The organism is Borborobacter arsenicus, from assembly GCF_003934165.1.
Taxonomy (GTDB): Bacteria; Pseudomonadota; Alphaproteobacteria; order Rhizobiales; family Rhizobiaceae; genus Pseudaminobacter; species Pseudaminobacter arsenicus.
Window position 1 is genome coordinate 224,306 of record NZ_ML133510.1, and the last position, 17,693, is coordinate 241,998.

The window sequence follows — 17,693 nt, forward strand, 5'->3', positions numbered from 1 at the left end:
CTGAAAATCAAGCGGGTGCCAGCGGCGAATGACAAGGCTGTGGCACTCCGCGCCGGGGCTGTTGCTGGTTACCGGCACGCTGCTTGGCCTCACTTTGCCGCTCGGCAAGATTGCGGCAGCGGCCGGGATTTCTCCTGCGCTGTGGGCCTTCGTCATTTCGTTCGGCGCCGGTGCGGTTCTTTTGGTGGTGCTTGTGTCACGCGGGCGTGGTCTCAACCTCGACTTTGCCACGCTGCGTTATTTCGCGATTACCGCGGCGGTCTCCTACGCTATTCCCAATCTCCTGCTTTTTGCGGCCATTCCGCATCTCGGCGCGGGCTTCAGCGGCATCATGTTGACGCTATCGCCCCTGCTGACGCTGGCCATATCGCTGATCCTGCGGTTACGACGGCCGGATGTGCTCGGAATTGCAGGTATCGCTGTCGGCTTCATAGGCGCCGTGATGGTGACATTGACCCGAGGCGAAGCAGGTCAACCCGCCGAACCTTTCTGGATCGGCGTCGGCCTGCTCATCCCGGTCAGCCTGGCGGTTGGAAATATCTATCGGACGCTACACTGGCCGAAGGATAGCGGGCCGATCCAGCTTGCAGCCGGCAGCCACCTGGCCGCAGCGGCCATGCTTTTTGCCATGGTGGTCGCGTCACCCGACGCCAGTTCATTCTCGCTGCTTGGTGCTGTGCCTGTTCTGGTCGTTGCTCAGGTGGCAGCCTCGACGGCCATGTTTGCCTTCTTCTTTCGGCTGCAGGCCGTGGGTGGTCCGGTCTATCTCAGTCAGATCGGCTATGTGGCAGCCGCTCTCGGCCTTTTTGCCGGGACAGTATTCCTGGGCGAGAGCTACCGGCTGACCACCTGGCTCGGGGCGGTGGTCATTTCAATCGGTCTGGTCATGACCACGCGTGCACAGTCAAGCGCTGACGTCCCCTGAAGAGGACCTCAGGCGGCTTGCCTTTGGGCCAGCACCATATAGTTGACGTCCATGTCCTTGGAGCGCTGCCAGCGGTCGGCAAGCAGGTTGTAGACGACGCCGGTCCGGTCCGCGATCGACATTCCCGCCTTGGAAAGCGCTTCCTCCAATTCTTCCGGCCGCACGAGCTTGCCATATTGATGCGTGCCGCGTGGCAGCCAGCGCAGCAGATATTCGGCCCCGACAATCGCCAGCCCCAGGGCTTTCAGGGTGCGGTTGATGGTGGCGACGAACATTATACCGTCCGGCTTGACCATATCGGCACATTTGGACACGAACAGGTCGATGTCCGACACGTGCTCGATCACTTCCATGTTGAGCACTACGTCGAATTTCTCGCCGGCGTCGGCCAGCGCCTCGGCCGTGGTGGCGCGGTAGTCCACCGTTACGCCAGACTCGGCGGCGTGGAGCCTGGCGACCTCGATATTGGTTTCGGAAGCATCGGCGCCCACGACTTCGGCGCCCAGGCGCGCCATCGGCTCGCAAAGCAGTCCGCCGCCGCAGCCTATGTCGAGAATGCGCAGGCCCTCGAACGGTTTTGCAGCGTGCGAATCCCGACCGAAGCGCGCCGCCACCTGGTCGCGCACATAGGCCAGGCGCACCGGATTGAATTTGTGCAACGGACGGAATTTCCCGTTGGGGTTCCACCATTCGGCGGCGAGTGCGGAGAAGCGTTCCACTTCTGCGGCATCGATCGTCGATCGTTGTGGCTCAGCCATGCATGGTCTCCCTTCGATGCTGGCGCGTTTCCGACAATCTGCATCGGATTTTCGGAACGGATTCTGCGTCACCTAGAGGGTGGCGCAGCGTCCATCACGCGAGCCCTAGGAAGTCGGGTCAAGGCAGGCGAAAGTCAAGGCAACAAATTTTTCGGCTGCGCATTCGCGCCCGGATCGGATATGCGCATGCCGCCCTGTTTCAGCGCACAGGCACGGTCAGATTTTTTTGCTGAAGGCATTGGTGAAGATGATATCGCCATGTGCTCCGGCAGCCTCGGCCAGCACCACATCCATGGCGCCGGAGGTAACGCGCACAATCGCGAAGCCACCCAGAAACGCGGCTTTCGGCTTGAAGATATCGATGTCGCCCTGCCGGTAGACCATGGCGGTCTCATGCTCATGGCCGTGGAAAATCCCGACGACATTGTAACCATCCAATGCCGACAGGAGCGCCTGCCGGTCATTTTCGCTCCACCAATGCGCCGCACCTGCGCCAATGTCGTCAAAGGTCCGCTTTTGCGGGTCCCAGTTTTCAGTGGAAAAGGCATCCCAGCCATAATGCTGGAAAAGGATCACCGGCTTTCCGCCTCCCGCATAGGTGGAAAGGTCTTTTTTCAGCCAGTCCAATCCGCTTATGGCGCCCTTGGAGGTGTCACCGGCGAACCGATGGGTCTGGACAAGATGCAAACCACCCCAGTCCCACGAGTAATCATCGGAGGGTACATCGTAATTCGTGACAGGAACCGGAGGTTTGTAGAACACCGTCTGGCGATGGTTGAGTTCGACATAGTCGCGCAGTTCACGGCGATACCAGTCTACATGAGGCGGCGGCCCGTCCTGATCGAGGTCGTGGTTGCCCAAGCCGTTGTAGACGGGAAAATGAAGCCGGTCGGCACCCACTCCCTGCTGGTAGCGCTGGCTGAATTGGCGAAGCTGTGTTCCCTCGCCGGGCCTTGCCACCTGCCCGCCGCCATCATCGGTCATGTCGCCGCCGACCACGACGCCGAGTGGCGTCGCAATCCGTTCGCCTGCGCTGGCAAGGCCGGTCGCCACGCCGTTGATTTCCACCGGCCAGTAGCGTTCGGCAATCAGGTTCAATGCGGCGATGTGACGGCGAAGATTGGCGTCTGTCTTGCCCTCCTGCTGGCAGTTCGGGCTTAGCCCGCGATACATCAGGCAGGCATGGACATCATTGGTGAAGATGAATGTGGCGTCGATTTCCGCCGCCATTGCCATTTGATGGGGCGCCGGGGCGAACATGCAGGCGGCACCGAAGCCCAGCAACCCGGTCATGGCCTCCCGCCGGGTGAGGGATAGCCGATTTGCGCGCATGGTGTTCGCCTCCAACGATCCTCTATCCCGATGCCGTCGAGAACCACAGATGTGCATATATCGCGACTGCGGTCTCGTCCGGCTCCCGTTCCGAGGCCAGCCAGGCCGAGCGTATGCTTCTTGCCTGCGCGGGCTCGGGCAGTTTCGTACAGCTGCGCAAATCCGACGCTCCAACGCTTGGTATGAACCAGGATGACATCAGTGCACGGGCGTCGAAGCCGCTTTCTCTGCGGGTCAGGAGCACTGCGAGGCCGATTTTTTCTGTTGGCCGCCAAGGAAAGATCATGCGCCCTTTCAGTGCAAGGGCCTGAAGCCAGCCAAGTGGCGGTGCTGTGACGCCGGCATTGACATAGATGAGGTCAGCTTGCGCAACAGGCAGCCGGGTGGCATCGCCCGCAATCACCTTCACATTGCCGAAGGGTTTCAGGTTCTTGCGAGCCTTTCGCGCCAGATCGCGGTCGATCTCATAGGCCTGGACCGTGCCGCCCGGAAGCGCCAACATCGCAAGGATTGCCGTATAATAGCCGGTTCCTGCGCCGATATGGCAGATGCGGTCGCCTGGTTTGGGCTCGACCACGCCGATCCAGGCTGCATGAAGATAAGGCTCGCCATTGTTGATGCCCTTTTCCGCATCAAGCGCCACCAGGACGTTCTGGTAGATGAACACCGGGTTGGCGCTCGGCGTCTCGACATAGTGCTGGTTGAGAATGATCTGCCATGGACCGGGAGGCAGGAAGGCCTCGCGCGGAACGAGTTCGAATATCCGTTCCAGCCTCGGGTCGGCCGAATTGCTGGCGGCAGCCATGAGCCTTGCGAAAAAAGCGCGGGCTTCCTCGATCGTAGCCTGCTTGCCGCGCACTGCCGTCTCCATCGTAAAGGTCTCACAACCCTGGGCATGTGGCATGGAATACGGTTCGGATTTCTCCGACCCTGTCAATCACTTCCCTGATCGACAAGCCGGGAAAGGCGCTTTTCCTGCCGCCTTGCGGAACCGGGGGGTTTTGGTTATTGAAACCGCAACTTCGCGCCGGCCTTTCCGGCGTGTCCGTTCAAGCTTTCGGCGGCCCCGGCGGTCTCCGGCATTCAAAAAAGGCATCGTGTTTCCATGGCGCGTATCGTGATGAAATTCGGCGGGACTTCAGTCGCCGACATCAGCCGCATTCGCAATGTGGCACGCCATGTCAAACGTGAGGTCGATGCCGGGCATGAGGTGGCGGTGGTGGTTTCGGCCATGGCCGGCAAAACCAATGAACTGGTGGCCTGGACCCGCGAAGCCTCGCCCATGCACGACGCCCGCGAATATGATGCCGTGGTGGCCTCGGGCGAGCAGGTGACGGCTGGCCTTTTGGCGATATGCCTGCAGAATATGGGCGTCCATGCCCGTTCGTGGCTGGGTTGGCAGATCCCGATCCGTACCGACAATTCCCATAGCGCGGCGCGCATTACCGATATTGACGGGTCCTTCCTGATCAAGCGCTTTGCCGAGGGGCAGGTTGCCGTGATTGCCGGGTTCCAGGGCCTGAGCCCCGATAACCGCATCGCGACCCTGGGGCGCGGCGGCTCGGACACCAGCGCGGTGGCGATTGCCGCCGCCGTGAAGGCCGATCGTTGCGACATCTATACCGATGTCGACGGCGTATACACCACCGACCCCCGCATCGAGCCCAAGGCGCGGCGGCTTGCGCAGATTTCCTTCGAGGAAATGCTTGAAATGGCTTCTCTTGGTGCCAAAGTGCTGCAGGTGCGCTCGGTTGAACTGGCTATGGTGCATCAGGTCCGTACCTTTGTGAGATCTTCGTTCGAAGATCCGGATGCACCGGGAATGGGCGATTTTCTCAATCCGCCCGGAACGCTTATTTGCGACGAGGATGAAATCGTGGAACAGCAGGTCGTAACCGGAATCGCCTACGCCAAGGACGAGGCGCAGATTTCACTTCGCCGCGTGGCCGACAGGCCCGGCGTGGCTGCCGGCATTTTCGGCCCGCTTGCCGAATCTGGTATCAATGTCGACATGATCGTGCAGAATATCTCCGAAGACGGGTCGCGCACCGACATGACCTTCACGGTGCCGTCGGGCGATGTCGATAAGGCACTGGCGGTGCTGGAAAAGATCCGGCCGGAGATCGGTTTCGACGCGGTCCAGCATGACCAGGGGATGTCGAAAGTATCGGTGATCGGTATCGGCATGCGCAGCCATACCGGTGTGGCGGCGACCGCTTTTCAGGCACTTGCCGAAAAAGGCATCAATATTCGCGCCATCACCACTTCGGAGATCAAGATTTCCATTTTGATCGATGGTCCCTATACAGAACTTGCTGTTCGGACTTTGCATTCCGTCTATGGTCTGGATAAGCAGTAAAGAGACGAGTCTGTTCGGTCTCGGATTGTCCGGCGTAAGGCCAGGCCTGCGTCGATCGACGATAGTTGGAGACACCACCTGATGCGGGATACGGCCGGCGGTCCACGCGTTCTCCTGAAACGGCTCCGTGAGCTGATGGCGGAGGCGCTTGAGCCGCAGGATCGACTCGACCGCATCGTGCGCGATATCGCCTCCAACATGGTCGCGGAAGTCTGCTCGCTCTATGTCCTGCGCGCTGATTCCGTCCTCGAGCTCTATGCCACCGAAGGCCTCAATCCCAATGCGGTCCATCTGGCGCAATTGCGGCTCGGGCAGGGCCTGGTCGGCACCATCGCGGCCAGCGCGCGTGCCCTGAACCTGCCGAATGCGCAGGAGCACCCGGCCTTCGCCTATCTCCCTGAAACCGGCGAGGAAATCTACAACTCCTTCCTCGGTGTGCCGGTGCTCAGGGCCGGCCGCACGCTGGGCGTGCTGGTCGTCCAGAACCGAACCAAGCGCCACTATCGTGAGGACGAGGTCGAGGCGCTCGAAACGACGGCCATGGTGATTGCCGAGATGATCGCGGCCGGCGATCTTTCCCGGCTGACACGTCATGACGGGCTTGAGCTCGATTTGCGCCGCCCGGTGAGTTTCAAGGGCCTCTCCTTCAATGAAGGCATCGGGCTTGGCCATGTCGTGCTGCATGAGCCGCGCATCGTCGTCACCAACCTGTTCAACGAGGACAGCGACCAGGAGATGCGTCGTCTTGAAGCGTCGCTCGGCTCGTTGCGGCTGTCGATCGACGACATGCTCTCGCGCCGTGACGTCGCCTTCGAGGGCGAGCATCGGGAAGTGCTCGAAGCCTACCGCATGTTTGCCAATGATCGCGGCTGGGTGCGCCGGCTCGGAGAGGCGATCCGCAACGGCCTGACCGCCGAGGCGGCCGTGGAGAAGGTGCAAAGCGACATGCGCGCGCGCATGCTGCATATGACCGATCCTTATCTGCGCGAACGGATGAGCGATTTCGACGATCTTGCCAACCGGCTGCTGCGCCAGTTGATGGGCCGCTCGCCGGATGACGTCGCCGCATCCCTGCCCAAGGACGCAATCGTCGTCGCCCGCTCCATGGGGGCGGCCGAACTGCTCGACTATCCGCGTGAGAAACTGCGCGGCCTGGTGCTGGAGGATGGTGCAGCCACCAGCCATGTCGTCATCGTGGCGCGGGCCGTCGGCATTCCGGTGGCAGGGCAGATGAAGGGCGCCGTCTCCATGTCGGAGAATGGCGACGCGATCATCGTCGATGGCGATGAGGGCATGATCCATCTGCGCCCGCAGTCGGATATCGAGGCGGCCTATGCCGAAAAGGTCCGCTTCCGGGCACGCCGGCAGGAGCTTTATCGCGAACTGCGCAAGAAGCCGTCCAAGACCAAGGACGGCGTTCATGTCGATCTGCTGATGAATGCCGGCCTGGCGGTGGATCTGCCGCAATTGGCCGAGGCCGGTGCGGCCGGTATCGGCCTGTTTCGCACCGAATTGCAGTTCATGGTCGCCTCGACCTTCCCTCGCGCCGAAGCGCAGGAGCGGCTTTATCGCGACGTGCTCGATGCCGCCGAGGGAAAGCCGGTAACATTCCGCACCATCGATATAGGCGGCGACAAGGTGCTGCCCTACTTCAAAGGTTCGCTGCATGAGGAGAACCCGGCGCTTGGCTGGCGCGCCATCCGTCTGACGCTCGACCGTCCGGGTCTGCTGCGATCGCAGATCCGCGCGTTGCTGAAGGCCGCCGGCGGGCGGGAACTGAAAGTCATGCTTCCCATGGTGACCGAGCTTGGCGAAATCGCCAGGGCGCGTGAGATCATGGATCGCGAGGTCAGGCACCTGTCGCGCTTTGCCCATCATCTTCCCACCAGCCTGAAGCTGGGGGCCATGATCGAGGTGCCCTCGCTGCTGTGGCAGGTCGATGAATTGATGCAGGCGGTGGATTTCGTTTCCGTCGGCTCGAATGACCTGTTCCAGTTCGTCATGGCGACGGACCGGGGCAACACGCAGCTTTCCGATCGCTTCGATCCGCTGTCGGTTCCGTTCCTGCGCGTGCTGAAGCATATCGCCGATGCCGGGAAGCGTAACCACACGCCGGTGACGCTATGTGGCGAAATGGCCGGTCGGCCGATTTCGGCCATGGCGCTGACCGGTATCGGCTATCGCTCGATTTCGATGTCGCCGGCCTCGATCGGTCCGGTCAAGGCGATGCTGGCGGAACTGCCGGTCGGTGAATTGAAGGCGTTCATGGACGACAATCTGTCCAGCCACGCCGTGGATTTGCCGATGCGGGCGCTGCTCCAGGCCTTTGCGGACGACCGTTCCATTCCCCTTTGACGTTGTAACATGATCAGTTTGCCCCGCGACCGTATGGACCAGGTAGTCAAGCGCTTCGACATGCTCGAAGCGCAGATGGCTGCCGGGCCCGACCCCGATGCCTATGTGAAAATGGCGTCGGAATATGCCGACATTCAGGAGATGGTGGCCAAGATCCGGGATTTGCAGGCCCAGGAGCGGGAGCTTGACGACCTCCAGGCCATGCTCGCCGACAAGAGCACCGATCGTGAAATGCGGACACTGGCCGAAAGCGAATTGCCGGAGGTGGAGGAGCGCATCGAGGCGCTGCAGAAGGATATTCAGATACTGCTCCTGCCCAAGGATGCCGCCGACGACAAGAACGCGATCCTGGAAATCCGCGCAGGAACCGGCGGAGATGAAGCGGCGCTTTTCGCCGGCGACCTGTTTCGTATGTATGAGCGCTATGCATCCGAGCAGGGTTGGCGCTTCGAAGTCGCCTCGGCAAGCGAAGGGGATGCCGGTGGTTTCAAGGAAATCATCGCAACCGTTTCGGGCAAGGGCGTCTTTGCCCGGCTGAAATTCGAGTCCGGGGTGCACCGTGTCCAGCGGGTGCCTGAGACCGAAGGTAGCGGTCGCATCCATACGTCGGCCGCGACGGTGGCGGTGCTGCCCGAGGCCGAGGAAGTTGATATCGAGATCAGGCCGGAGGAGATCCGCATCGATACGATGCGTGCTTCAGGTGCGGGCGGGCAGCACGTCAACACCACCGATTCGGCGGTGCGCATCACCCATGTTCCAAGCGGGATTGTCGTGGTACAGGCGGAAAAATCGCAGCATCAGAACCGCGCGCGCGCCATGCAGATCCTGCGCGCCCGGCTATTCGATATGGAAAGGTCGAAAGCTGCCGATGAGCGGTCGGAATCGCGCCGGTTGCAGGTCGGTTCCGGCGATCGCTCGGAACGCATCCGCACCTATAATTTCCCGCAAGGCCGGGTCACCGACCATCGCATCAACCTGACGCTCTACAAACTTGACCGCGTGATGATGGGTGAATTGGACGAGATCATCTCGGCGCTGATCTCCGATCACCAGTCCAGGCTGCTGGCCGATCTTGGCGTGGATGGCTGACCCGAAAGGCACTCTTGGCGGCATGCTGCGGCAAGCGAGGGACCGGCTTGCCGCGTGCGGTGCCGATGACCCGGCATTGGATGCCCGGCTCATCGTCGAGCATTTTTCAGGGTCGAGCCGCGCCGATGCCATTGCCCGGCCCGAACAGGCCCTAGAAGCATCCGTTGTTCAGGCGATAGAGGCTGCGATTGTCCGGCGGGAGGGCGGAGAGCCGGTCCATCGCATTCTCGGTTTTCGTGAATTCTATGGGCTGAAGCTCGAACTGTCGCCCGATACGCTGGAACCGCGGCCGGATACGGAAACGCTTGTCGATATGACGCTGCCTTTCGTTCGCGGCGTAGCCGCGAGAGAAGGTGTCTGTCGCATTCTCGATCTTGGCACAGGCACCGGGGCAATCGCCCTTGCACTGCTCAGCCAGGTCGAAAATTCCATGGCGACCGGCACCGATCTTGCTGAAGGCGCGCTGCTTACGGCGGGTAAAAATGCAGAGCGTTTAGGCCTTGGGGCGCGTTTTTCCGCACGAAAATCCAACTGGTTTGCAGAAATTTCGGGGCGTTTCCATTTGATTGTGTCGAATCCACCCTATATAGGCACCAAGGAGATCGATGAACTGCGGGCGGATGTCCGCAATTTTGATCCATTGCTTGCCCTTGATGGCGGAGCTGACGGTCTGGAGGCCTATCGCCGCATTGCGGCAGGGTCGATGCGCCATTTGGAAGGCGACGGCAGGATTGCCCTGGAAATAGGATACGACCAGAAAAGACTCGTAACGGAGATTTTTGCTGTGGCCGGATTCCGGCTCGTCGAGGCTGGCCGCGATTTGGCCGGAAATGATCGGGTCCTGATTTTCCAGCGTTGAATCAAAGTGTTGGCAAGGATCGAAAAATTGCTTGGCAACTTGCCGGAATGCCGCTAGGTTCGAAATACCGGATGAGAACGAAGCAGGCAGTGCTGTTACCTATTCGGCTCCCTTAGAAACAGACTGCCTTCTTGCGAAAACGACGCTTTTGCTTCGTGCGGGGATCGCCCGGCAAGTGACATGAGACCGGAACAGAATGGCACGTGACGCCAACGCAATCGATGCGGGCGAGCACCGTCGGGACGAACGAAACGGCTGGCTGCTGATGCGCTCCCGTTCGCGAATTTATTCAAGTTGAAAAATGAAGAGAGTCGGATGAGGCCACAACAGCAGAACAGGCGCATGCGCGGCCGCAACAACAATGGCGGCGGCAACAATAACAATAACCGCAGGGGGCCCAATCCTCTGACGCGCAATTACGAGAGCAATGGCCCCGACGTGAAGATTCGCGGTTCTGCCCAGCAGATCGCCGAAAAATACGCCACATTGGCCCGCGACGCACAAAGCGCCGGTGATCGGGTTATGGCCGAGAACTATCTCCAGCACGCCGAGCACTACAATCGCATCATTGCCGCCGCCCAGGCGCAGATGCCGATCCAGCAGGTTCAGAACAATCGCGACGATATCGACGACGATGCGGATCAGGATCGCGACGATTTCGAGGCGGTGAATGGAACGACCAGCCACTCCAACCGGCAGAATGGCAATCAGGTCCAGGCACAGGAACAGGAACAGGCTGCACCGCAGCCCGCCGATGACGGTTCCGGTCCTCAGCCGGTCATAGACGGTACGCCAGCCGAGGTGGCGTTGAAGACGGAAACGCCTGCAGCGGCAAATCCGGCCCGTGGCCGTGGCCGCCGCCCAGCGCCAAAGCCGGTCGCGGAAGAAAGCAATGCGCCAGTTGAGGCCGAAACGGCAGCACCGGCAGTCAATGCTGTGGCGGACGAAAAGGTCGAAGAGCCGAAGGAAGAGGCTGCCGCCGCTCCACGTCGCAGCCGTCGCCCACGCAGAGGCGAGCGCCGCACCGACGAGGTGGCAACTGCCGCAGGCGATGAAGCCGGTGCAAACGAGGCGGGGGCGGAAGCGCCTGCTGCAGATACACAGACGACCGATACGGTGCTGGCGGCAGCCAATAGCTGACAGAATCCAGTCTGGATATTTTGAAAAGCGGGGATCGATCCCCGCTTTTTTTGTGCCCGACTTTGCCGGTGGCTTGAGGAATTGGCAGGGGTCCCCATATTTCGGGTGAAATGGACCTGGCTCGGTCGAGCGGGTCCGTCACCTTGAATCTGACCCGGTGCCGCAAAGCGGGCCGGCGAGGGAATGGAGACGAGTATGAATCTTGAGAAATATTCCGAGCGCGTTCGCGGTTTCATCCAGTCGGCGCAGACCATGGCGCTTTCGCGAAACCATCAGCAGTTCACCCCCGAACATATCCTGAAAGTCCTTGTCGATGACGACGAAGGCTTGGCTGCCTCGCTGATCGAGCGGGCGGGCGGACGCCCGGGCGACGTGAAGCTGGGGGTGGAAGCAGCACTTGAGGCGATGCCGCGCGTGGAAGGCGGCAATGGCCAGCTCTATCTGGCGCAGCCGCTGGCGAAGGTCTTTTCGACCGCCGAGGAACTGGCGAAGAAGGCTGGCGACAGTTTTGTCACGGTGGAGCGCCTGCTGACCGCACTTGCGGTGGAAAAATCCGCCAAGACAGCGGATATTCTGGCAAAAGCCGGGGTGACTGCGCAGGGGCTCAATCAGGCGATCAACGAAATCCGCAAGGGGCGCACGGCCGATTCGGCCAGCGCCGAGCAGGGCTACGATGCGCTGAAGAAATATGCCCGGGACCTGACGGCGGATGCGCGCTCGGGCAAGCTCGATCCGGTGATCGGCCGCGACGACGAAATCCGCCGCACCATCCAGGTCCTGTCGCGGCGCACCAAGAACAATCCGGTGCTGATCGGTGAGCCCGGCGTGGGCAAGACGGCAATCGCCGAGGGCCTCGCTCTGCGTATCGTCAATGGCGACGTGCCCGAATCACTGAAGGACAAGCAATTAATGGCGCTCGACATGGGCGCGCTGATTGCCGGAGCGAAATATCGCGGCGAATTCGAGGAGCGGCTGAAGGCCGTGCTTTCGGAGGTGACGGCGGCTGCGGGCAACATCATCCTGTTCATCGACGAGATGCACACGCTGGTCGGCGCCGGCAAGGCCGATGGCGCGATGGACGCCTCGAACCTGCTGAAGCCGGCACTGGCGCGCGGCGAGCTGCACTGCGTGGGCGCCACCACGCTCGATGAATATCGCAAGCATGTGGAAAAGGATGCGGCACTTGCCCGCCGCTTCCAGCCGGTCTTCGTCAACGAGCCGACCATCGAGGATACGATCTCGATCCTGCGCGGGTTGAAGGAAAAATACGAGCAGCACCACAAGGTGCGTATCTCCGATTCGGCGCTGGTTTCGGCGGCGACGCTCTCCAACCGCTACATCACCGATCGTTTCCTGCCCGACAAGGCGATCGATCTGGTCGACGAGGCGGCGTCGCGCCTGCGTATGCAGGTCGATTCGAAGCCCGAAGCGCTGGACGAGATTGACCGGCGAATCATGCAGCTCAAGATCGAGCGCGAGGCGTTGAAGGTGGAAACCGACGAGGCCTCCAAGGATCGGCTCGGGCGGCTCGAAAAGGAATTGACCGAACTTGAAGAGGAATCCGATTCGCTGACGGCAAAATGGCAGGCCGAAAAACAGAAGCTCGGGCTCGCTGCCGACTTGAAAAAGGAACTGGATGACGCCCGCAACGAACTGGCGATTGCGCAGCGCAAGGGTGAGTTCCAGCGTGCCGGCGAGCTTGCCTATGGCCGTATTCCCGAGCTGGAGAAGCAGCTGAAGGAGGCCGAAGCCCATGATGGCGAAAAGGGTTCCATGGTCGAGGAGACGGTGACGCCTGACCACGTTGCCCATATCGTGTCCCGTTGGACCGGCATCCCGGTCGACAAGATGCTGCAGGGCGAACGCGAAAAGCTGCTGCGCATGGAAGATGAAATCGGCAAGCGCGTCGTCGGCCAGGGCGAAGCGGTGCAGGCGGTGTCCAAGGCGGTTCGGCGCGCGCGTGCCGGGTTGCAGGACCCGAACCGGCCGATCGGCTCCTTCATGTTCCTGGGCCCGACCGGCGTCGGCAAGACCGAGCTCACCAAGGCACTCGCGAGCTTCCTCTTCGATGATGAGAGCGCCATGGTGCGCATCGACATGTCGGAGTTCATGGAAAAGCACTCGGTCGCAAGGCTGATCGGCGCTCCTCCCGGCTATGTCGGCTATGAGGAGGGCGGTGCGTTGACCGAAGCGGTGCGGCGCCGGCCCTATCAGGTCGTGCTGTTCGACGAGATCGAGAAGGCGCATCCGGATGTCTTCAACGTGCTGCTGCAGGTTCTGGACGACGGCCGCCTGACCGACGGGCAGGGCCGCACGGTCGACTTCCGCAATACGCTGATCATCATGACCTCCAATCTCGGTGCCGAATATCTGGTCGGGCTTGGCGAGGGTGAAGATGTCGACAAGGTGCGCGACGAGGTCATGGCCGTGGTGCGGACTTCGTTCCGGCCGGAATTCCTCAACCGTGTCGATGAGGTGATCCTGTTCCACCGCCTGCGCCGCCAGGATATGGGCCGGATCGTCCAGATTCAGCTCAGCCGGCTTGAATCACTGCTCGCCGATCGCAAGATCACGCTTGCCCTCGACCATGAGGCGATCGACTGGCTGGCAAACAAGGGCTACGATCCCGCCTATGGAGCGAGGCCGCTGAAGCGGGTAATGCAGAAGGAACTGCAGGATCCGCTGGCGGAGAAGATTCTTCTCGGCGAAATCCTGGACGGATCGACCGTGAAGGTCACGGCCGGTTCCGACAGGTTGAATTTCCGCGCCAAGGCCGGTCCGGCCCCGGATGTGGAAGAGGCGGCGTAATCCCGCTAAACACTGAACTGGCCGCTCTGAGGGCGGCCATTTTCATGCCCGGTTCATATTGGAACCTCTAGCTTGTCGGCGCATTTGCGGTCGAGTGGTGATTCGGCGCGGAAAGCTCCCGGCTGACTGCGTCTTGTTGGGGATTTTGGAGAAGGCATGGTCAGCAGGATCGCCGTTTTTTCGGCCATGATCGTCGGATTGGGTATTGCGCAGGCGCAAGCCGCCCGACCATCCAATTTTGCTGACGCGAGTAAGTCGCCAGCTTCTACTGCAGACGAGAATATCGTCCTTGCCCAGGCCAGGGACGTCGAAGTTTATTTCGACGGCAACGGGAACCGCGTCATCATCGATGCCTATACCGGCGAGATCATCGCCGTGCAGCCGCCGCGCCGGATGATCAATCGGCAGGAGCAGCGCCGCGCGCTGCGCGAACGCGAATGGCGCGACGACGAACGATATTATCTGGACGACCCCGAAGATATGGCACGCCTGCGCCGGGATCAGCTCGACCCGCGCCGCTATCCGCAACCCCCGGTCGAGGATTATCGGCCCTATGACGATGGCGGCTTTCCGCCTGCACCGGGCAGTGATTTTCCCGACGAGCAAATCTATCCGGATGAAGGAATCGATTCGGGGCCGCAAATCGTAACCCGCGAACCGGTGGAAAGAAGGCCGCTCGACGGGCAAGTCGCGCCGTCGTTGCCGCCGATGGCCGAACCTACCTTGCCGCGGGCGACGATCGAGCCGCCGGCCGCTTTTTCTGCTCGCGAGGACGTGGCCGCCATCCAGGTCCTGATGGACAGGACAGGGGCTTCGCCAGGCGTCATAGACGGCAAGTTCGGCAGCAATGTCGACAAGGCGCTTGAAGCTTATCGGGCACTGACGGGTGAGAACCTGAAATCAACGGACACGGAAGGCATCAAGGCTGCTCTTGCAGCCAGCGGCGGCGATCCGTTCGTTGACTACACCATCACGCCCGAGGATGCGGCCGGGCCGTTTGTCGCCGCGGTGCCTGCAGATTACAGCGAGAAGGCGCAACTTACCCATCTGAGCTATACGTCGGTTGCGGAAATGCTTGCCGAGCGGTTCCATATGGACGAGGCCTATCTGAAGGCGCTCAACCCGGAAGCGAATTTCTCGCGGCCGGGGACGATCATCCGGGTTGCGAATGTGGGCAAGCCCGTGACCACCAAGGTCCAGCGCATCGTCGCCGACAAGAGCCTGAAGCAGGTTCGTGCCTATGACGAGGCGGGCAAGCTTGTCGCCGCCTATCCGGCAACGATCGGCTCGACCGATACCCCGTCTCCGACGGGGCTGCACGCAGTTTCGCGCGTCGCGCTCAATCCCAATTACACCTATAATCCGAAGCTCAATTTCAAGCAGGGCAACAACGACAAGATCCTGACCATTCCGCCGGGGCCGAATGGGCCGGTGGGTTCGGTCTGGATCGCCCTGGACAAGCCGACCTACGGCATACACGGTACGCCCGATCCCTCGAAAATCGGCAAGACGGAAAGCCATGGCTGCGTGCGCCTGACCAATTGGGACGCGCAAGAACTGGCCAAGCTGGTCAGTGCCGGGGTGATGGTGGAGTTCACGGAGTAGGAAGAGGGCGCTCGGTCGAGTAGCGATTCGGTCGGCCCGGCTTTGCAGCTCGCCCCGGATAGCCATTGCGGCTATCCGGCGATCTTGACGCTTGCGACCTTGAGGCCGTTTCCGGTTTCTTCCTTCAGGAGATCGTCGATACGGCCTTTCTCCTGTTTGAACGCCACGAGTTCGTCCCCCGACAATGTGCGGCCGACCGGAAGGCGAACCCGCATCGGATCGACCTTGGTGCCGTTCACGATCAGTTCGTAGTGAAGATGCGCGCCGGTGGACAGGCCGGTTGAGCCGACATAGCCGATCACCTGGCCTTGGCGTACGCGCGCATTGGGAACGACGCCTTTGGCAAAGCCGCTCTGGTGGTTGTAGGAGGTCTTGTAGCCGTTGGCATGGCGGATGATCGTCTGCTTGCCGTAGCCGGCTGTCCAGCCCGCTTTCTCGACAATGCCATTGCCCGAGGCGATGATCGGCGTTCCGGTCGGTGCCGACCAGTCCACCCCGGTATGCATTCGCGTATAGCCGAGAATCGGATGACGCCTGCCGCCGAAGCCCGAGCGGAACTTTCCGTTGGGAAGCGGATTGCGAAGCAGGAACTGCTTGGCGCTGCGGCCTTCGCCGTCGAAATAATCGAAGGTGCCATCCTGCATCTGGAAGCGGTAGAAATTGCGTGTGGTGCCGCCGAAGGTCGCCGACACATAGAGAAGCTGCGAATCGTCCGAAGCCTGGTTTTCGCTGTCCGGCTCGGAAAACAGCACTTCCAGACGGTCGGTCGGATTGAGCCGCGACTGGAAATCGACATCGGACGCCAAGAGCTTGATGAGCCGCTTGGTCATGTCTTTCGACATGCCGTAGGAATAAGCCGCCTGATAGATGCCGTCATAAGCAGTCGGCAGATTGCCGCGCGCCACCACTGGCGGCGAATCGTCAAAGGCCGTCAGGAGTTCGGGATTAGGTTCAGGCTCGTTGGTGGTCACATACTGCCGGCGGTCGTTGAGCGCGATGGTCAGCAGGTGTTCGGTCCGGTTGTAGACGCTGGTTCGCACGATCTGGGCAGCGTCGCCGCGCACCTCGAGCCCGACGCGCAGCACCGTACCTGCCTTCAGGGCGGTTGCATTCAGCATTTTGGCGATCGCCTCTGCCATGCCTTCCGCATCGCTGCCGGTGTAGCCCGAATCAGCAAGGGCGTCGGTGATTTCGCGGTCGGCCCGGAACGGAATTATCTCCTCGGCATAGGCAAGGGCGGTTTCGTCGGTTTCCTCGCGCGGCGCGACCGACACGTTTTCGGGAACGATGCGCACGCCATAGGAGCCGGCAAGCGCCTGAGTGGCGAAGGAATTTCCGAAACGTTCCGGATCGACATAGTGGAGCGCGGCAACCTGAACGTCGCCATCGGTGAGTATAGCCCCGGTGGTGCGCACCACTTCCTCGACCTCGTCGGCCGAAAGGTCGCTCTTTTCGTCGAAGGCGGCGCTATCGATCGGGAAATCGATCGTCTTCAGGCTCATCTCGCTTTCGACCTTGACGCCATAGACCTGGCTGGCGGGCGCCGCCGCGGTCTGGGCGGCCCCGTCCTCGGCAAAGACCTCGAGCGGATCGAAGGCCGGATAGCTGCGGGTCGCCTTATGGCCGGCAGAAAGCGCCATCTTTATCTGTACAAAGGGCACGGTGCGGACGACATCACGGTCGCCTTCGCGACTGGCCATGGAAACTTCCATGCGGCGCCGGTCCTTCGCCCTGGCGATCTGGCGCGCCGGAACAAGCCTTGCGGTCTTGGCGTTGACGCCGCCATCACCGCCCTTGGGAAGAATGGCGAGCTCGGCGATTTCGGGTGGCGTTGCCAATTGCTCGCGCCCGTCCAGGGCCGCAAACAACGCGACGCCCATCAACACGCTTGAAGTGACGCCGGTCAGGAAGGTGCCGGAGAGCCAGCGGGTCGAAACCTCGCGCCTGTCCGGCGGGCCGCTGCGCCCATCGGCTATCAGCGGCGGCTCGTTTCCGAGGTCGTCTATGGTTTGATCCGTATCCTGCATTCAGTGCGGCGGTGTTTTTCCCGATCGGCAACCGGTGTTCTTATGTTGATCGATCCGACAATTGCCCGCTGGAGCGCTCGAAGTCAACGAAGGCGCCTTTTTGCGTGCGTCTCGATGGAATTGTCCCCATATAAGGAACGCGCGCGCGAGCCGATGATGCCGGCGTATGAAGACGGCAGGATCAAGGGGTATTGGGGCTGCAATATGGTCCTCGAAGCTGTTCGAAACCGGGCTTTTCAGCGCCTGCAAACGGCCTGACGCAGGGGCTACAAGGACTTTGAATCTTCTGTCGCAAAAAGTTCAAAAAAGTTCGAAATCCTTGTTGACACCCCTGAGCGGCGCGCCTATAACCCGGCTCACCAACGAGGGCGGCGCGCCGCTGGCGGCCTAGAGGTTTGCTTCTAGACAGCCCCCCGAATTGACAAGTTTCTGAGAG

12 protein-coding genes are annotated in these 17,693 nt (G+C 61.3%); 8 read left to right on the forward strand and 4 right to left on the reverse strand.

Translation table 11 applies throughout. The features are described 5' to 3' along the window. Positions 1-28 precede the first annotated feature (28 nt). Entirely contained in the window at positions 29-925 is an 897-nt protein-coding gene (locus EET67_RS04795) for a DMT family transporter (RefSeq protein ID WP_128625076.1), read from the forward strand. Positions 926-933: 8 nt separating this feature from the next. Here EET67_RS04795 and ubiG read toward each other — a convergent pair whose 3' ends face one another. From ubiG to EET67_RS04810, 3 genes are all read right to left on the reverse strand, one after another. After that, complete coding sequence (gene ubiG, locus EET67_RS04800; protein WP_128625077.1) at positions 934-1,683, reverse strand: bifunctional 2-polyprenyl-6-hydroxyphenol methylase/3-demethylubiquinol 3-O-methyltransferase UbiG; 750 nt, start codon at positions 1,681-1,683, stop codon at positions 934-936. A 216-nt stretch (positions 1,684-1,899) separates the two neighbouring features. Next, positions 1,900-3,015 carry a metallophosphoesterase gene (locus tag EET67_RS04805; RefSeq protein ID WP_128625078.1) on the reverse strand — a complete coding sequence of 372 codons (1,116 nt, stop codon included), beginning with the start codon at positions 3,013-3,015 and terminating at the stop codon, positions 1,900-1,902. A gap of 22 nt (positions 3,016-3,037) precedes the next feature. Next, positions 3,038-3,886, reverse strand: coding sequence for a protein-L-isoaspartate O-methyltransferase family protein (locus EET67_RS04810; protein ID WP_128625079.1), 849 nt, complete (start codon positions 3,884-3,886; stop codon positions 3,038-3,040). 234 nt (positions 3,887-4,120) lie between these two features. Between EET67_RS04810 and EET67_RS04815 the strand changes: the two genes are divergently transcribed. The 7 genes from EET67_RS04815 to EET67_RS04845 all read left to right on the forward strand — a co-directional run bounded on the left by EET67_RS04815 (position 4,121) and on the right by EET67_RS04845 (position 15,230). After that, complete coding sequence (locus EET67_RS04815; RefSeq protein WP_128625080.1) at positions 4,121-5,374, forward strand: aspartate kinase; 1,254 nt, start codon at positions 4,121-4,123, stop codon at positions 5,372-5,374. A gap of 81 nt (positions 5,375-5,455) precedes the next feature. Continuing rightward, positions 5,456-7,729 (forward strand): phosphoenolpyruvate--protein phosphotransferase, encoded by a 2,274-nt coding sequence (gene ptsP / locus EET67_RS04820; RefSeq protein ID WP_128625081.1) that lies wholly within the window; start codon positions 5,456-5,458, stop codon positions 7,727-7,729. 9 nt (positions 7,730-7,738) lie between these two features. Beyond that, positions 7,739-8,818 (forward strand): peptide chain release factor 1, encoded by a 1,080-nt coding sequence (gene prfA, locus EET67_RS04825; RefSeq protein WP_128625082.1) that lies wholly within the window; start codon positions 7,739-7,741, stop codon positions 8,816-8,818. Continuing rightward, entirely contained in the window at positions 8,811-9,677 is an 867-nt protein-coding gene (prmC, locus tag EET67_RS04830; protein ID WP_128625083.1) for a peptide chain release factor N(5)-glutamine methyltransferase, read from the forward strand. Before prfA ends, prmC begins: the two co-directional genes overlap by 8 nt. Positions 9,678-9,992: 315 nt before the next feature. Further along, complete coding sequence (locus tag EET67_RS04835; RefSeq protein ID WP_128625084.1) at positions 9,993-10,817, forward strand: DUF4167 domain-containing protein; 825 nt, start codon at positions 9,993-9,995, stop codon at positions 10,815-10,817. Positions 10,818-11,012: 195 nt separating this feature from the next. After that, the gene (gene clpB, locus EET67_RS04840; RefSeq protein ID WP_128625085.1) at positions 11,013-13,625 is read left to right on the forward strand and encodes an ATP-dependent chaperone ClpB; all 2,613 of its coding nucleotides are present in this window, start codon (positions 11,013-11,015) and stop codon (positions 13,623-13,625) included. A gap of 156 nt (positions 13,626-13,781) precedes the next feature. Then, positions 13,782-15,230 (forward strand): L,D-transpeptidase family protein, encoded by a 1,449-nt coding sequence (locus EET67_RS04845; protein ID WP_128625086.1) that lies wholly within the window; start codon positions 13,782-13,784, stop codon positions 15,228-15,230. A 71-nt stretch (positions 15,231-15,301) separates the two neighbouring features. Here EET67_RS04845 and EET67_RS04850 read toward each other — a convergent pair whose 3' ends face one another. After that, positions 15,302-17,257 (reverse strand): M23 family metallopeptidase, encoded by a 1,956-nt coding sequence (locus tag EET67_RS04850; protein ID WP_128625087.1) that lies wholly within the window; start codon positions 17,255-17,257, stop codon positions 15,302-15,304. Positions 17,258-17,693 lie beyond the last annotated feature (436 nt).

Excerpts from the sequence above, each read along its gene's own strand:
- prfA (WP_128625082.1), top strand. The coding sequence starts at position 7,739 with ATGATCAGTTTGCCCCGCGACCGTATGGACCAGGTAGTCAAGCGCTTC.
- clpB (WP_128625085.1), top strand. The coding sequence starts at position 11,013 with ATGAATCTTGAGAAATATTCCGAGCGCGTTCGCGGTTTCATCCAGTCG.
- ptsP (WP_128625081.1), top strand. The coding sequence starts at position 5,456 with ATGCGGGATACGGCCGGCGGTCCACGCGTTCTCCTGAAACGGCTCCGT.
- EET67_RS04845 (WP_128625086.1), top strand. The coding sequence starts at position 13,782 with ATGGTCAGCAGGATCGCCGTTTTTTCGGCCATGATCGTCGGATTGGGT.
- EET67_RS04795 (WP_128625076.1), top strand. The coding sequence starts at position 29 with ATGACAAGGCTGTGGCACTCCGCGCCGGGGCTGTTGCTGGTTACCGGC.
- EET67_RS04835 (WP_128625084.1), top strand. The coding sequence starts at position 9,993 with ATGAGGCCACAACAGCAGAACAGGCGCATGCGCGGCCGCAACAACAAT.
- EET67_RS04815 (WP_128625080.1), top strand. The coding sequence starts at position 4,121 with ATGGCGCGTATCGTGATGAAATTCGGCGGGACTTCAGTCGCCGACATC.
- EET67_RS04810 (WP_128625079.1), bottom strand. The coding sequence starts at position 3,886 with ATGGAGACGGCAGTGCGCGGCAAGCAGGCTACGATCGAGGAAGCCCGC.
- prmC (WP_128625083.1), top strand. The coding sequence starts at position 8,811 with ATGGCTGACCCGAAAGGCACTCTTGGCGGCATGCTGCGGCAAGCGAGG.
- EET67_RS04850 (WP_128625087.1), bottom strand. The coding sequence starts at position 17,257 with ATGCAGGATACGGATCAAACCATAGACGACCTCGGAAACGAGCCGCCG.
- ubiG (WP_128625077.1), bottom strand. The coding sequence starts at position 1,683 with ATGGCTGAGCCACAACGATCGACGATCGATGCCGCAGAAGTGGAACGC.
- EET67_RS04805 (WP_128625078.1), bottom strand. The coding sequence starts at position 3,015 with ATGCGCGCAAATCGGCTATCCCTCACCCGGCGGGAGGCCATGACCGGG.